The sequence below is a fragment of the Asaia sp. VD9 genome, from assembly GCF_037150015.1.
Classification (GTDB): domain Bacteria; phylum Pseudomonadota; class Alphaproteobacteria; order Acetobacterales; family Acetobacteraceae; genus Asaia.
On sequence record NZ_JBBCQM010000001.1, the window covers coordinates 72,930 to 87,294 of the forward strand.

A 14,365-nucleotide genomic window follows, 5' to 3' on the forward strand; every position below is an offset into this window, starting at 1 on the left:
AGCGATCAACCTCTGCGGCTGAACCGGATCGTCCGTCCCAGACTCAAACCTGCACCAAGCCAGGCAATGATCATGGCGCAGAGCAGACACAGTGTGGAGGCATGAAGACTGAACCGGAAGACACTTGCCACCAGCAAGGCGCCGAGCGTCTGCCCTCCCAGCCGGGCCACCGAGACGAGGCCACTCGCGCTACCCTCACGCCCGCGCGGAGCAGCCAGCATCATCACGCGGTTATTCGGCGGCTGGAACATGCCGAACCCCGATCCTGCGAGCCAGGTACGCCAGATGATATCGAAACTGCTGGCATCGCTGGGTAGCTGCCAGAGCAGAGCGAAGCCACACCCTGTCACAGCGAGGCCGAGACTCGAGAGCTGGGCCGCCGGGATCCGGTCTGTCCATCGACCGATCAGAAACGACATGCTCGCAACGCCAACGGCCCAGGGCGTGATCAGAAACCCCGTTACGGTAGCAGGGCGATGGAACACGGTCTCAAGCGTGAAGGGCATGGCGATGATGAAGAAATTCGACGCCACGAACCCGGTCAGCCCCACGATGAAGGCGATCAGAAACGACGGCACTCCCAGAAGATCCACTGGCACGACAGGTTCGCTCTTGCCACGCTGATAGCGCAGCAATGCCACCCAGCACCCTACCCCGATTCCGGACAGGGCGAGAGCGCTGAGCAAACCGCCATGCACCGCGTCGTCAACCCCAATGACCGTGAAGGTGAAAGCCGCAATCGTGAGTGCGACGGCCGGAAGATCGACGTTCTTGTCCGAGCGCGGCGTGACGGGCAAGGCAACGCTGGCCAGCCCCAGGGCGGCCAGGCCGAGCGGCACATTGATCCAGAAAATCCAGGGCCAGTCGGCCACGGACATGACAAGCGACCCAACGGTCGGCCCCAGCGCCACCCCGGTGCCGATGATCAGCCCGTTCAGGGCCAGACCCTTCCCAAGTTCTGCCTTGGGATAGATGAAGCGTATGAGCGCGATGGCCACGCTCATGATGCTCGCCCCCCCCATGCCCTGCAGCGCGCGGGCAAGCGCCAGCTCGAGCAGGGTATGCGACAATGCGCACAGAATGGACGCGACAAGGAAGATCGCGATCCCCAGGCGGCACATCCGCGCGAAGCCGATCCGGGCCCCGATCGATGCGAGCGGCAGCAGCATCGAGAGCGACGCGAGCTGATAGGCGTTGATCACCCAGATGGATTGCGACGATGCAATATGCAGATCATGCGCGATGCTGGGCAGGGCGACATTGGCGACAGCGTAATCCAGCACCGAAAGCAGGACAGCGAGCGCCACCGCCAGCATCGCCTTGGCGCGCTCGGCTCCGTACAGTCCATCTGCCTGTGGTGCCGGGCTCATGGCTCAGCTCTGGGCGATGAAGACGCGCTGGAACAGCGTGTTGGTCCAGGTCATCCCGGCCAGGAACAGAGCGGCGTCGAAACGCGGAGCGCCGTCACGCAGGAACGCGTGCTGACCGTCCACCTCATGCCATTCCAGAGCGACCGCAGCTGCCTCCAGTGCATCACGTATCTGCTTGCGGCCTTCATAGGGAACATGCGGGTCATGGCGTCCCCAGACCATCATGAGTTCACCCCTGATCTCGGCCGCCCGGGCCAGCGTACCATCTGCACGCTCACCACCGAGCGTTCCGGTATGCAGATCCGTCGCATAGAAACAGGCCGTCGCTTCGATGGCCGGATGCAGCGCCGCACGAAACGCCAGATGTCCGCCCAGACACACGCCAAAGGCGCCAAACCGGCCGCTACAGGCGTCATGGCCTCGCAGCCAGTCGATGAGGGCCATGTTGTCACTGTCGAATTGCCCGATGGGTTTGGTATATTTGAGGTCGTTGCCACGATCCGTGCCTGGCTTGTCATAGGCCAGCACGCAGCCCGGAGCCTCATATTCATGATAGACTTCCGGCACGGCTACCAGATAGCCCTGCCCGGCAATCATGGCCGCCAGGCGCTCGATGGGTGCCGTTACCTGATAGATCTCGGAAAAAAGCAGCACTGCCGGGAAACGACCGGGGCGCGTCGGCCGAAAGAGGTGGACCCGCATCGTCCCTGTCGGGGTGTCGATATCTGCTTTCTCGTCGCTACGAATCAGCACGGAAATCTCTCCTTCAACGGTGATGGAATCGGCCGAGCCGATCACGCAGGGCTTTCGTGCATAGAGCCTCCGGGGTCGCGGCGCCATGCCCACCGCAAGCGCCGACTCGCGTCACCCCCCGCAGCGTTCGTTGGATCGATCCAGAAATCCCGACGCGCAAAGCCAGCGAGGATGCGGGTTGTAAGAAACCTGCCCAATATGTGAACATCCTGACAGGGTTCGACACGTTGACAGAAACCCGTTTCGGCCCCCGAGATCACGCCATGTCTGCGCTTTTTGCCATCTCCCTTGCCTCCGCCGCGATCCTCGCGATCGTCGTCCTCATCGCCTATTTCAGGCTCAACCCGTTCATCGTGCTGTTCACGACATCGCTTGCTCTCGCGCTCGCCGCCGGAATGCCTGCCGACAAGGTGGTGAAATCCTTCGAGGAGGGCGCGGGCCATGTGCTCGGCCATGTCGGGACCGTGATCGCGCTCGGTACGATGCTGGGCAAGATGCTGGCCGAATCAGGAGGGGCAGACAGGATCGCCCTGACGATTTCGAACCGCGCGGGCCGGTCGCGTGTGGACTGGGCCATGATGATCATCGGGCTGCTTATCGGACTCCCGGTGTTTTTCGAGGTCGGGTTCGTACTGCTTATCCCGCTCGCTTTCGTGCTGGCGGCGCGTACCGATATGCCGCTGCTGCGCGTGGCCCTGCCCATGGGCGCAGCACTGTCCGTGACCCATGCCATGATCCCGCCCCATCCGGCGACCCTGCTGGCACTCTCGGCCTATCATGCCAATACCGGCCATACGATCTTCCTGGGTATCCTGATCGGCACACCCATTGCGATCATCGCCGGACCGCTTTTCGCGCGGTTCATCGCACCGCGCGTTCCGCTGACAGAGGCCAATCCACTGGCCGAACAATTCGTCAATCGCGAGCCACCCAAGAACATGCCGGGCTTTGCGATTACGGTGTTCACCATTCTTTCGCCCGTCGTGCTCATGCTGGTCGCCTCGGTAGCCGATCGCGTCTCGGCGCCAGGCACGACACTGAATACGGCGCTCCATTTTATCGGCAATACCGATATTGCCCTCGTTCTGGCAGTGATCCTGTCCTTCTACGTGCTGGGTCTGGCGCGCGGTTTCTCCCGTGAGACGATCCTGCATTTCACCAATGAGTGCCTTGGCCCGACCGCTCTGATCATGCTTCTGGTTGGAGCCGGCGGTGGTTTTGGCCGCGAACTGGTCGATAGTGGTGTGTCCAAGGTGATCACCGACACGGCGCTGAATTTCAACGTCCCAATTCTGGTGCTGGGCTGGCTTCTGGCCGTGATCGTGCGTGTGGCCTGTGGCTCGGCGACTGTTGCCATGAGCACTGCCTCGAGCATTGCCGGACCGATCCTTCTCAAGAGCCATGGCGTCTCGCCCGAACTCATGGTGCTTGTTACGGGTGCCGGTTCGGTCGCCTTCGGCCCCATGAATGATGCGGGCTTCTGGCAGATCAAGGAATATCTGGGCCTGACCGTGCCCCAGACCATCAAGACCTGGTGCGTGATCGAAACCCTGATCGCGTTTCTTGGCCTCGGCTTCTGCCTTCTGGCCTCGCTGGTGATCTGACCGAGGGCGGGCCGATACGGCGCCTAGGGGCGTTCCTTCTGAACACTGACCTACGAGGGGCGCCCCCGCGAGGAGCCTTCCTCCAGGAGGTTTTCCTCCGGGAGGATCGAGTGGGTGAAATGCTCCAGGCAGGTTTTGCGCCATGCCTCACCAGCCGGTGAAAGCCCATGGTCCCGCCGCGTGGCGAGTGCCCAATCGAAACCCATGACAGGTGAGTGCAGATGCAGCGCCCTCACCCCCTCCATCCAGACGCCACGACACAGGGCGGAAGGGATGATACCGAGCCCGAGCCCCGACCGGACCATGGCCATGAGCAGATGGATATCCCCTGTGCGCCCAACCACGCGCGGCTTCGCGCCATGCCCGGCATAGGCCTGAAGGATGAAACGGTTGATCTTGAAGTCCTCTCGGAGCAGCGCCACCCGCTCCTGGATGATTTCCGACAGCGCGCAGGAACGCCGTTCCGCGAGGTCATGGGCGTCAGGCACTACGAGGCAGAGATGGTCCCGCCCGAGAGGGTAAAAATGCAGCGCTTCTTCACCGCCAGGCACGATGAGTGCCGCAATTTCTGTCTGTCCTCCACGCAAGCGCGGCATCAGCTTTTCAGACGGTGATTCGTCGATTTCGAGCATCACGCCGGGATGCTCACGACAAAAACTCTCGATGATTGCGGGGAAGCATACCGAGGAAAGCGCCGGAGGTACGGTGACGCGCAAACGCCCCTCTAGGCCCTGACTGTCTCTACCCATGATGTCGCGCAGGCTCATCTCCTCTCGCAAGGTACGCTCGGCGTAACGCCTCAGGACTTCCCCCTTCTCGGTCAGGGCAATCGCTTTTCTACCCCTGACGATCAGTTGCGTGCCCAGCTTTGTCTCTAGAGACTGGACACTCTGGCTGACCGAAGGCTGACTGACATGTAGCGATTCGCTGGCTCTGACGAATCCCCCCTGACAGACAACCGCAAGGAAATGGCTCAATTCACGAAAGGTGATCTGCGGGGGTACCATAGGTATAATCCTATATATCCGATCTGAAGATCATATTATCTTATTGCTTTAGGCAGGCGTAAAGTAGGCACTTTCACGCAATTGCGAGTTCGCTCCCATGGGCCCATCTGCCTCGACCGCCATATCGACGCCGCATACAGGCGGATTGCGCCATTCGCTCGCTGAGGACGTCTATGCCTTTCTGATCGGATGCTCTCTGATCGTGATGGGCATCCTTTGTCTGCACAAGGCCGGGCTGGTGACGGGCGGGATGGCGGGGATCGCGCTTCTGCTGTCCTATTTCCTGCCGCTCTCGCCGGGTCTGCTCTTCACGCTCATCAACATTCCCTTCCTCGCATTCGCCCTGAAAGCCATGAGCCCGAATTTTGCGGTCAGGACCATGATCGCGAGCATGGGGGTCACGGTCTTTGGCGGTTTGATGCCGCGCGTCATCACGGTGTCGGAAATCAATCCGCTCTTCAGCGCCCTTTTTGCGGGCACGATCATCGGGCTCGGTATATTGTGCCTTGCCCGTCATCAGGCCGGTGTCGGCGGCACAGGCATTGTCACGTTGTGGCTACAGAAGTCGCGGGGCATCAATGCGGGGCGTGTGCAGATCGCGATCGACGTCGTCATCCTGACCGTCTCAGCGTTCTTCCTGCCCAAAGACAAGATGGCTCTGTCTCTTGTCAGCGCCGTCGCGACGAGCGGGATCCTGATCGTTTATCACCGGCCGGGACGCTATATCGGGCATTGAGACACCCGATACGCGTTCATGATCCGGTCAGGAAGCGAGCGTTTCCAGAAAGTCCCGCGACGTCATGGGACGTGAAAACATGGGATAGGTATAGGCGATAGCGGCCTCATGCTGCGCCTGCGAGAGGCTGGCCGTGCAATCGGTCAGAGTGATCACGTCATAGCCCAGCTCATAAGCCGTACGCATGGTCGATTCCACACAGCAATCGGTCAGAAAACCACTCAGCGCCACACGCGTGATGCCGTTATGACGCAGAACGAAATCCAGATTGGTGCTCGCGAAGCCGCAAAGTCCTCGCTTGCCGGCAATCACGACATCCTCGTCGTACGGCGTCAATGCCTCAATGATCTGCGCGCCCCATTCGCCCTTGCGGAATGCCGAGGTGGCCTTGACCCCGGCCAGTATCCCGTATGGTTCGGCAGGAAGCTCGGGATAGCCCGGGGCAAATTCGATCGGTACCCAAATGATCTGCACGCCTCTGGCGCGCGCCTCACGCACCAGGGCAATAGTACGATCGATCATCCCTGTGCGCGCGATCTCCGCCTTCACACCGTCATGCAACGCCCCGCCCTCGGTGACGAAATCATTCTGATATTCGATCAACACAAGGGCGGTATGGCTCATGACTTGTTCTCCGCATAAGGGTTCTTGGTGCCCCTCAACTGCAAACGGATGGGTGTGCCGGGCAGGTGAAAGGTTTCGCGCAGCCCATTCACGAGATAGCGCTTGTACGCGTCAGGCAGGAGTTCCGCACGCGTACCGAACAGAATGAAGGTCGGCGGACGCGACTTGGCCTGCGTCATGTAGCGCAGCTTCAGGCGACGACCATCCACCAGTGGCGGTTGATGCCGCTCCAGTGCCGCCTCGAACCAGCGGTTCAGTTCGCCCGTGGTTACGCGGCTGTTCCAGACCTCATGCGCACGGCGCACGGCGGGAAGGAGCTTGTTCACCCCCGCACCGGTCAGGGCCGAGAAGGTGACCACCGGAATGCCACGCATCTGAGCAAGCGACGTCTCGATACGATCCGCGATCGCCTGGCGCGTTGCCGCACGATCTTCGACCGCGTCCCATTTGTTCAGGGCGAGAACGCAAGCGCGACCTTCGCGCTCGATCAACCGGGCAATCTGCAGGTCCTGCTCGTGTACGCCAAGTGTGGCGTCGAGCGTGAGCACGACCACCTCGGCCATTTTGAGGGCCTCGATGGAGGCGGAGACCGACATACGCTCGAGATCCTGCTCGATGCGTGCCTTGCGACGCAAACCTGCCGTATCCACAAGCTGAATCGGGCCAATTTCATCATGAAGCGACACAGCAATTGAATCACGCGTGAGACCGGGTTCTGGCCCGGTGATCATGCGTTCCTCGCCGAGCAGGCAATTCAGGAGCGTCGATTTTCCTGCATTGGGTCGTCCCACAATTGCGAGGCGCAACGGCCCCGCAGGGCGCTCCTCGATTTCCTCGCCATCCTCATCGAGCGGCTTGGCCCGCGAGCGGGGCTTCTCGCGTACGCGCTCCCCCTCGGGCAGACGGTCGGCAATCTCGCCCATCAGATGCGCGATACCCTCGCCATGCTCCGCAGAAAGCGCGAGAGGGGTACCGAGGCCAAGCGAATAGGCCTCGAGCACCTCATTGGTCGCTGCTGCGCCCTCGGCCTTGTTGGCCAGAAGCAACACCTTCTTGTTCTGCTTGCGCAGCCAGGCGGCAAAATGCTTGTCAGCGGGGGTCACGCCCGCGCGGGCATCGATACAGAACAGGACCAGATCGGCCTGGGCTACCGCCGATTCCGATGAGGCGCGCATCCGGCCGAACAAGGTGTCAGGCGCCGCCTCTTCAAGACCGGCTGTATCGATCAGACGCACCTTGCGCCCGCGCAGCAGGGCCTCTCCTTCCTTGCGATCGCGTGTGACGCCCGGCATGTCAGACACGATGGCCTGACGCCGCCCTACCAGCCGGTTGAAAAGAGTCGATTTACCGACATTGGGACGCCCGGCGATAACAACGAGCGGAAGAGTAGAAAAGTCAGTCACGGATCAACCATATGCGTTCAGATTGCCATCCGTGGACAGCACAAGAACCTTGCCGTCACAGATGATGGGTTCGACCAGGGTCGGTTTCTTGGTCTTGAGCGGAGCGGTGGCCTTGCCCGTCACAGCGTCGATCACCTGCAGACCGTTTTCCTCGAGCGAGGACACGCAGACGAGCTTGCCATCAGCCATGACCGGCCCGAACCAGGTCACGGCGTATTTCTGCTTCGTCTCGTTCTTGAAGCGGCGCAGATCATGGATCCAGCGCACATGGCCCGAGAGACGGTCCACACAAGCGAGCTGCTGATCGGACGAGATGACATAGAGCCAGTCACCGACGATCAGCGGCGTATTCTGCCCGCTTGCTTCACGCTCCCACAGACGGCGTCCAGAGCGCATGTCGATCGCCACCAGGACCTTTGAGAGGGAGACGGCGTAGGCGGTGCCATCCTTGATGACCGGCGCGCCACGCACGCAGGCCAGATCGAGCATGGCGCCACGGCCGTTGGACCCACCAAGACTGTCGCTCCAGACCAGTTCGCCCGATTCTGCCCGCAGGGCGACGAGATCGCCACTGCCGAAACCGGCCACCACCACGCCATTGGCAACGGCCGGAGCGGACTGGCCGAACATCACCGTGTCGGCCTCAGTCGCCTGATAGGTCCAGATCTGCTCGCCTGTCTCGGCATTAAGGGCAAAAAGCCGCTCATCAATGGTCCCGAAGAACACGCGCCCATCCACGATGGTCGGAGCCGAGCGTCCGGGCACGACTGTCTCGGCACGCCACTTGACCTTGCCGGTCTCGGCGCCAACCGCGATAACTTGGCCAACACCGTCGACGATATAAAGCGTATCGCCCGACAGCCCCATGCCGCCGCCAAGATCGCTCGAGCGCATCTTGTTGCCCTTGGGGATGAAGGTCCAGAGCGCGCTCATGGCGGGCCATGTCCATGCGCGCACCGTCCCCACGCCGTCGCGGGTATAGATACGACCACCATCAATCACGGGTGGGGACTGAATGGCGCCACGACCATTTGGTCCGAGTGCCACGAAATGCAGAAAGGCGGGTTCCGAAATACCGTGACCGATCGAACGCGACCAGGCAAGTTGCGGACCGGCCCAGCTGGCATTGACGCCCATATGATCGGGCACACGCCCCACCATCGGCCAGGAGACGACGTTCTGCGCGGCCGGGAAGTTGATCGGGGTGTGGTCTTCCTCATCGATCACCAGCCCCGCGCCCGTAGACAGCACGTCGTAGCGCTTGCCGGCAAGAATTTGCTTGGGTTCATCCTTGAAGATGCCGCACCCGGTCAGCAGTGCCGTTCCCGCCAGTGTCGAACCGAGGAAGAAACGGCGTCCCGGCTGACGCAGGGAGTTCTTGGGGGTCGTGGGCATCAACCGGCTCCGCCGAATGTTTGTAGAAGGATGGAAGCGCGCTGGCGGACACCGTCAGGCGCGTCAAGAGACTGGGCAAGCCCGGTCAGAAGGCTGCGTGCCTCCTCGTGCTGCTTAGGCGTGGCATCCGCGCGCAGGTCGAGAGCGGCCAGACCTTCTTGCGCAAAAGCGCGCCAGGGGCCGGGATTGGCGGCCAGAAGCTCGAAGCCCTTGCGAGTTTCGGTCGTGTCACTATCGTCGACATGGCTGTTGAGCAGCAGCAGGCGAGCCAGCGCTGTAAAGGCCGGGTTGGCGCCCTTCGTGTCGATGACACCCTGCCAGACCTTGCGCGCCCCCGCGAGATCGCCCGCCTGGGCTTTGAGCTGGGCAAGCCTGATGGCGGCAAATTCACGCGTCGCACCCGGGGCCTTCGCTGCAAGATCGGCCAGGACAGCTTCCTGTGTCTTTTCGACCTGGGTACGCTTGGCGGCATCGGGCTGCGGGGCCTGAAGGGCCTCCATGGCCGTGTAATAACGCCCCGATGCCTCGGCCTGAGCCTGATGATGACGATGGATCTGCCACTGCCACCCGCCGACACCGATCAGGGCGATAATCGCCACGCCAGCCGCTACACCCCCGAAACGCCGGGCGGTTGCGCGCATCTCAGCTGCACGCATTTCCGCCTGGGCCTGACTGAAAAACTCGTCTGCCACCGTCATCCTCTTGCGACACTATCTTTCCAACCATACAGACGCCGGGACCATGCGGCAAATCGCTTTGTCATTTCGGACATGGACCGGACAAACTTCAGACACAACCGAGCGTCAGAAGAGCATCTTTGCAGTTACACGAGGCCCTTTCATGCATCCTGATCCCGCTTTTTCAATGGTGAGACGACGGCTTATCCTCGGCTTGCCCCTGATCGGGGTCGCTTCCCGAGCCACGCTTGCCCTCGCCACCTCCCCTTCGGCCAAGACCCAGCCCGCCACCAGACTTGCGGGCGCGACGACCCTGATCCCCGATCATTCTCTCGATGCCCAGCAGGCTCTGGGCATGATCGCGACGGGCTACGAAAAGGGATGTGGAGGCCGACTGGGGGTCCATATCTTCTGCCCGGAAACCGGGGCTGCCCTGACATGGCGCGGCAATGAGCGCTTTCTGATGTGCAGCAGCTTCAAGGCCTCGCTGGTGGCCTGCGTGCTGGCCCGATGCGACCGCGATGAAGATGAGCTCACCACCCGCCTCCCCTTCCTCGACAGCGATTTCACCGCCTCTGCCTGGGCCCCAGTAGCCCGCAAAAACCGTGATGCGGGCAGTCTGAGTCTTGCTGCGCTCTGCGCCGGAGCCGTGACCGCCAGCGATAATGTGTGCGCCAACATGCTGCTTCGTCACATCGGCGGCCCCGCTGCCCTCACCCATTTCTGGCGCGAGAGCGGAGATGAGATTACCCGTCTCGATGCCTACGAGCCGGAGCTGAACCGGCCCTCGGCCGATGCGGCCGCCAACACGACCACCCCTGTCGCCATGGCGCGCACATTGCATCGCCTTGTGCACGGAACGTTGCTCCACCCGAATTCGGCGGCACTTCTGCGGAGCTGGATGATCAGTTGCAACACAGGGACCCATCGTCTGCGCGCAGGCCTGCCACCCCATTGGATCTCCGGCGACAAGACAGGCAATAACGGCCAGGATATTGCCGCCGATATCGCTTTCGCGGCACCGGACCCAGGCATCGGCAAATCCTTGATCATCGCCGTCTATACGGCAGGCGGGACACCTGACGAGACACGCTTCAGGAACGTGTTCCATGATCTCGGCGCCCTTGCACCGCGGCTGATCGCCTGATCCTGCAAACACGAGGCTCGTGCTGCGCGCCCCGCAGCGGGGAAGGTCCGAACCTCGCAGGACCGCCATAGAAAAAGGGATGGGCACGAGCCCATCCCTGGCATGAAGACTTTACGGCCCTGCATGAACGCAGGACGACGTTTCTCAGTGCTTGGCGAGCTTCTTGCCTGCTGCCGTCAGTTCAGCCGAGAGATGGCTGAAATTGGCGGCAATGCGCTGCTGAACACCGGTACTGACAGCATGGATCTTGGCGATGCGATCGCGCGCATCCTCGCTGATCGCCTGCTCTTCCTTCTGGGCCGCCGCAGCGACGCAGCTATTATAGGCGCGGGCCTCCTTCTCATAGGCCTGGAACTTGTCCACGCTCGCATTGTAATGCGCCGTATCGGTCGCCGCGATCGACGGCGCGCTCGGCTCCTGCCCGCATTTGGCGCGTGGGTCGGCATGAGCCGAAGACAGAGTAGACCCACCGGCAAGGCAGGCGGTCGTGAGAAGCGTGAGAGCGATGCGATTCATGATCAGGCGATCTGCTGGAGAGAAGGAGTGTGGGGGAGTGCGCGATAATTACGGCGCAAATCGGGCCAGACGCCCGATCGGTGCCGAGACAATCGCATCATCGCGCATCACCACATGGCCGCGCACGATGGTGGCCATCGGCCAGCCCGTGACCTGCTTGCCGTCGAAAGGCGTCCACCCTACCGGACTCGCGATCCAGTCATTGCGGATCTCGCGCCGCGCCTTCAGATCGACAAGGGTGAAGTCAGCATCGAAGCCAACTGCCAGACGCCCCTTCGTCAGCAAGCCGTAGATCCGGGCGGGTCCGGCCGCCATAAGATCCACCAGACGGCTGAGGCTCAGCCTGCCCGCATTCACATGGTCGAGCATGAGCGGCAGGATGGTCTGCACACCCGTCAGTCCGGCCGGACATTGCGGCCAGGGCTTTTCCTTTGCCTCGCGCGGATGCGGCGCATGATCGGAGGAAACGACATCCACGCGCCCGTCGCGCACGGCCTCCCAGCACGCGTCATAGTGACGGCGATCCCGGATGGGCGGGTTCATCACGGCATAGGCGCCCAGTGTCTCATAGCATTCCGGGCCGACCTGGGTGAGATGATTGACCAGCACCTCGACGCTCACATGGGAACGATGAGCGGCGAGCCATTCCAGCTCCTCGGCGGTCGAGGTATGCAGGATATGCACCGAGCGCCCCGTCTTGCGTGCCAGCGCGGTGATGCGGCGCGTGCCGAGGAATGCGCATTCCTCATCACGCCAGATCATATGGTTCACGTGAGGCATACCTGTCTCGAAAAGCGGCTTGCGCGCCTGAAGGCGGTATTCGTCTTCCGAGTGGAAAGCGACGCGGCGATGACCGCTGCGCAGGACTGCCTCAATGCCCTCATCGTCCTCGATCATCAGATCGCCGGTCGAAGACCCGGCAAAGACCTTGATCGCACAGATCCCCTCTTCCTGTTCCAGGGCTGCGAGTCCCGGCGTGTTGGCGCGCGTCGCGCCAACATACAGACCCATATCGATCAGCGCGTTTTCCGCCACCGTACGACGCTTGTCAGCGATGGTTTCGGCAGAGGTGATGGAGGGCGAGGTGTTTGGCATGTCGAACACCATCGTGATCCCGCCCAGAGCCGCGGCGCGCGTGCCTGTGGCGATGGATTCGATGGCCGCATTGCCGGGATCGCGCAGATGGACATGGGAATCGATCATGCCCGGCAGCACATGCAGGCCCTTGGCATCGACTACCTGCGTCGCACTGTCCCCCGTGCCGACGGCAAGACTCGCGATACGCCCATCCGTCACGCCCAGATCGGCCTGCGCCTCTCCCCAGGGAAAGACGCAGGTGCCCCCTTTGATGATCAGATCATAATGCATGGTGTTCTCCTTCTCAGGGCACGGCAGAGGCAAGTGTCTCGAACACATCCCCCCCTGACGGGCCAGTCTCGACGTGAAGGCGGTGCCAGAGGGCATAGAAGAGCAAAGCCCAGGCGGCATGGCGCGCGCGGCGCTCTCCTGCCCTCTCGATAATGGTCTTGATCGTCTCAGGCGCGATGACCCCGGCGAAAGCGGGGCTCGACGCTACCAATGGCGCCAGACGCTTTGATTGCGCGGCGATCCATTGCCCGACGGGCACTGTGAATCCCTGTTTGGGCGCAAAGGGTTCGGCCCCCGGTACATGGGCCTCAACCCAACGACGCAGCAGATATTTTCCATGCCCGCCCCGTATCTTGAGGTCATCGGGCAATGACCAGGCCAGCGCGCTCACCACCGGATCGAGCAGGGGCGTACGCCCCTCAATCGAATGCGCCATCAGGCAGCGATCGAGCTTGATCAGCAGATCGTTGGGCAGCCATTCGTCGAGATCGAGCCCCTGCACCGCGCGCAGCCGGGTCTCGTCAGGGCGGGGATGAAAACCCTGACGCCAGGCCTTGCCCGTGGGCAGGGTGCACAGACCATCCATCATGCCACGGCGCCACGGCAGACGCCCGCCACGCCACCAGGGCCGCATGGCGCGACGGTAGCGACCATATCCGCCAAACAGTTCGTCCCCTCCCTCGCCGCTTAGGATCACTGTCACGTCCTTTCGGGCCTCACGTGCCAGAAACCAGCTCGGGATAACCGCGTAATCGGCGACCGGATCGTCCAGACAGGCCACGATCTGCGGCAGATGGTCCCAAACCATTGTCTCCGTGACCGTCAGGATATGATGCTGCGCCCCGAGCGATCGGGCCATGCTGGCGGCCTGCGCGCTTTCATCGATCTCACCCGCATCGAAACGCGCGGTCCAGGCCAGAGGCGCGCCATTGCCCAGACGCGTCATGGCCGCGAGCACGGCCGTGCTGTCGATCCCGCCGGAGAGGAACATGCCAAAAGGCACGTCCGCCCGCTCATGGGCCTGTACGCTGTCCATCAGAGCCGCGTCGAGCCGCGCAAGCGCCTCGGCCTCCGTCAGATCCCTGTCTATCCGGCCATGGCGCGCAGGCAGTTTCCTCGCATGATCGAGCCTGCCATTGACGAAACGCAGCGTCTCACCGGGAAGGACGCGCATGATGCCCGGAAAGATCGTCTCGCGTCCGGCCACGAACTGCGCCTGAAGCAACTGATCTCGCGCCAGCGGACGGATGCTGCGCGCCACGAGCCCGGTCGCGAGAATCGCTTGCGGTTCGGAAGCGAAGACCACCCCTTGTCCGGTCTCGGCATAATAGAGTGGCTTGATCCCGAACGGATCACGGCTGAGCGCAAGGACCGTGTCGGGGCCCGTATTGTCGAGAAGGGCAATGGCATACATGCCCCGCAACTCGAACCCGTATCCTGCCCCGCATTCGGGCCATAAAAAAAGCGGGGACTCGCAATCGCTGCCTGTCTTGAACGGCGCATCGTGTAACCTGTCGCGCAGGGCGCGGTCATTATAGATCTCGCCATTCGCCACCAGCGCCAGATCCCCCTGGATCAGGGGCTGCGCGCCCCCTTCCAGATCGATGATGGAGAGGCGACGATGCACCAGGGCGGCATTGCCCGTCTCATGGAACCCTTCTCCATCCTTGCCGCGATGCGCCAGTGCCCCGGCAAGACGGTGCAGAACGACCAGATCGGGATGATAGCCGGGAAGACAAGCCATTCCTGCAATGCCGCACATGGC

The 14,365-nt window shown here is 62.2% G+C and carries 13 protein-coding genes; 3 read left to right on the top strand and 10 right to left on the bottom strand.

From position 1 onward, the window contains the following. Nucleotides 1-5: 5 nt before the first annotated feature. On the bottom strand, nucleotides 6-1,370 hold the full coding sequence (locus tag WFJ47_RS00340) for an MFS transporter (RefSeq protein ID WP_336760078.1): 1,365 nt from the start codon (nucleotides 1,368-1,370) through the stop codon (nucleotides 6-8). 3 nt (nucleotides 1,371-1,373) lie between these two features. Further along, complete coding sequence (locus WFJ47_RS00345; protein WP_336760080.1) at nucleotides 1,374-2,123, bottom strand: dienelactone hydrolase family protein; 750 nt, start codon at nucleotides 2,121-2,123, stop codon at nucleotides 1,374-1,376. 263 nt (nucleotides 2,124-2,386) lie between these two features. On the opposite strand from WFJ47_RS00345, the gene WFJ47_RS00350 reads away from it, so the two are divergent. Further along, on the top strand, nucleotides 2,387-3,727 hold the full coding sequence (locus WFJ47_RS00350) for a gluconate:H+ symporter (protein WP_336760082.1): 1,341 nt from the start codon (nucleotides 2,387-2,389) through the stop codon (nucleotides 3,725-3,727). A 50-nt stretch (nucleotides 3,728-3,777) separates the two neighbouring features. On the opposite strand, the gene WFJ47_RS00355 is transcribed toward WFJ47_RS00350, so the two are convergent. Further along, entirely contained in the window at nucleotides 3,778-4,734 is a 957-nt protein-coding gene (locus WFJ47_RS00355; RefSeq protein WP_336760084.1) for a LysR family transcriptional regulator, read from the bottom strand. Nucleotides 4,735-4,831: 97 nt separating this feature from the next. On the opposite strand from WFJ47_RS00355, the gene WFJ47_RS00360 reads away from it, so the two are divergent. Next, nucleotides 4,832-5,470: a YitT family protein gene (locus WFJ47_RS00360; RefSeq protein ID WP_336760086.1), complete on the top strand. Its 639-nt coding sequence runs from the start codon at nucleotides 4,832-4,834 to the stop codon at nucleotides 5,468-5,470. Nucleotides 5,471-5,497: 27 nt separating this feature from the next. Here the strand turns inward: WFJ47_RS00360 and WFJ47_RS00365 are convergent, their stop codons facing one another. From WFJ47_RS00365 to WFJ47_RS00380, 4 genes are read right to left on the bottom strand one after another with little or no spacing between them, the layout of a single operon-like run. Further along, the gene (locus WFJ47_RS00365) at nucleotides 5,498-6,094 is read right to left on the bottom strand and encodes an isochorismatase family cysteine hydrolase (protein WP_336760088.1); all 597 of its coding nucleotides are present in this window, start codon (nucleotides 6,092-6,094) and stop codon (nucleotides 5,498-5,500) included. Beyond that, a complete protein-coding gene (der, locus tag WFJ47_RS00370; protein WP_336760090.1) occupies nucleotides 6,091-7,497 on the bottom strand; it encodes a ribosome biogenesis GTPase Der in 1,407 nt (468 codons plus the stop codon). The genes WFJ47_RS00365 and der overlap by 4 nt, the downstream gene beginning before the upstream one ends. Nucleotides 7,498-7,500: 3 nt before the next feature. Beyond that, nucleotides 7,501-8,892, bottom strand: coding sequence for a PQQ-binding-like beta-propeller repeat protein (locus WFJ47_RS00375; RefSeq protein ID WP_336760092.1), 1,392 nt, complete (start codon nucleotides 8,890-8,892; stop codon nucleotides 7,501-7,503). Next, nucleotides 8,892-9,584 carry a tetratricopeptide repeat protein gene (locus tag WFJ47_RS00380; RefSeq protein WP_336760093.1) on the bottom strand — a complete coding sequence of 231 codons (693 nt, stop codon included), beginning with the start codon at nucleotides 9,582-9,584 and terminating at the stop codon, nucleotides 8,892-8,894. The genes WFJ47_RS00375 and WFJ47_RS00380 overlap by 1 nt, the downstream gene beginning before the upstream one ends. Nucleotides 9,585-9,732: 148 nt before the next feature. Between WFJ47_RS00380 and bla the strand changes: the two genes are divergently transcribed. Next, nucleotides 9,733-10,716 (top strand): class A beta-lactamase, encoded by a 984-nt coding sequence (gene bla / locus WFJ47_RS00385; RefSeq protein ID WP_336760095.1) that lies wholly within the window; start codon nucleotides 9,733-9,735, stop codon nucleotides 10,714-10,716. A 144-nt stretch (nucleotides 10,717-10,860) separates the two neighbouring features. Here the strand turns inward: bla and WFJ47_RS00390 are convergent, their stop codons facing one another. From WFJ47_RS00390 to asnB, 3 genes are read right to left on the bottom strand one after another with little or no spacing between them, the layout of a single operon-like run. Next, nucleotides 10,861-11,232 (bottom strand): hypothetical protein, encoded by a 372-nt coding sequence (locus WFJ47_RS00390; protein WP_127101102.1) that lies wholly within the window; start codon nucleotides 11,230-11,232, stop codon nucleotides 10,861-10,863. Nucleotides 11,233-11,280: 48 nt separating this feature from the next. Next, complete coding sequence (locus WFJ47_RS00395; RefSeq protein WP_336760098.1) at nucleotides 11,281-12,600, bottom strand: dihydroorotase; 1,320 nt, start codon at nucleotides 12,598-12,600, stop codon at nucleotides 11,281-11,283. 13 nt (nucleotides 12,601-12,613) lie between these two features. Beyond that, complete coding sequence (gene asnB / locus WFJ47_RS00400) at nucleotides 12,614-14,362, bottom strand: asparagine synthase (glutamine-hydrolyzing) (protein ID WP_336760099.1); 1,749 nt, start codon at nucleotides 14,360-14,362, stop codon at nucleotides 12,614-12,616. Between the last annotated feature and the right edge of the window lie 3 nt (nucleotides 14,363-14,365).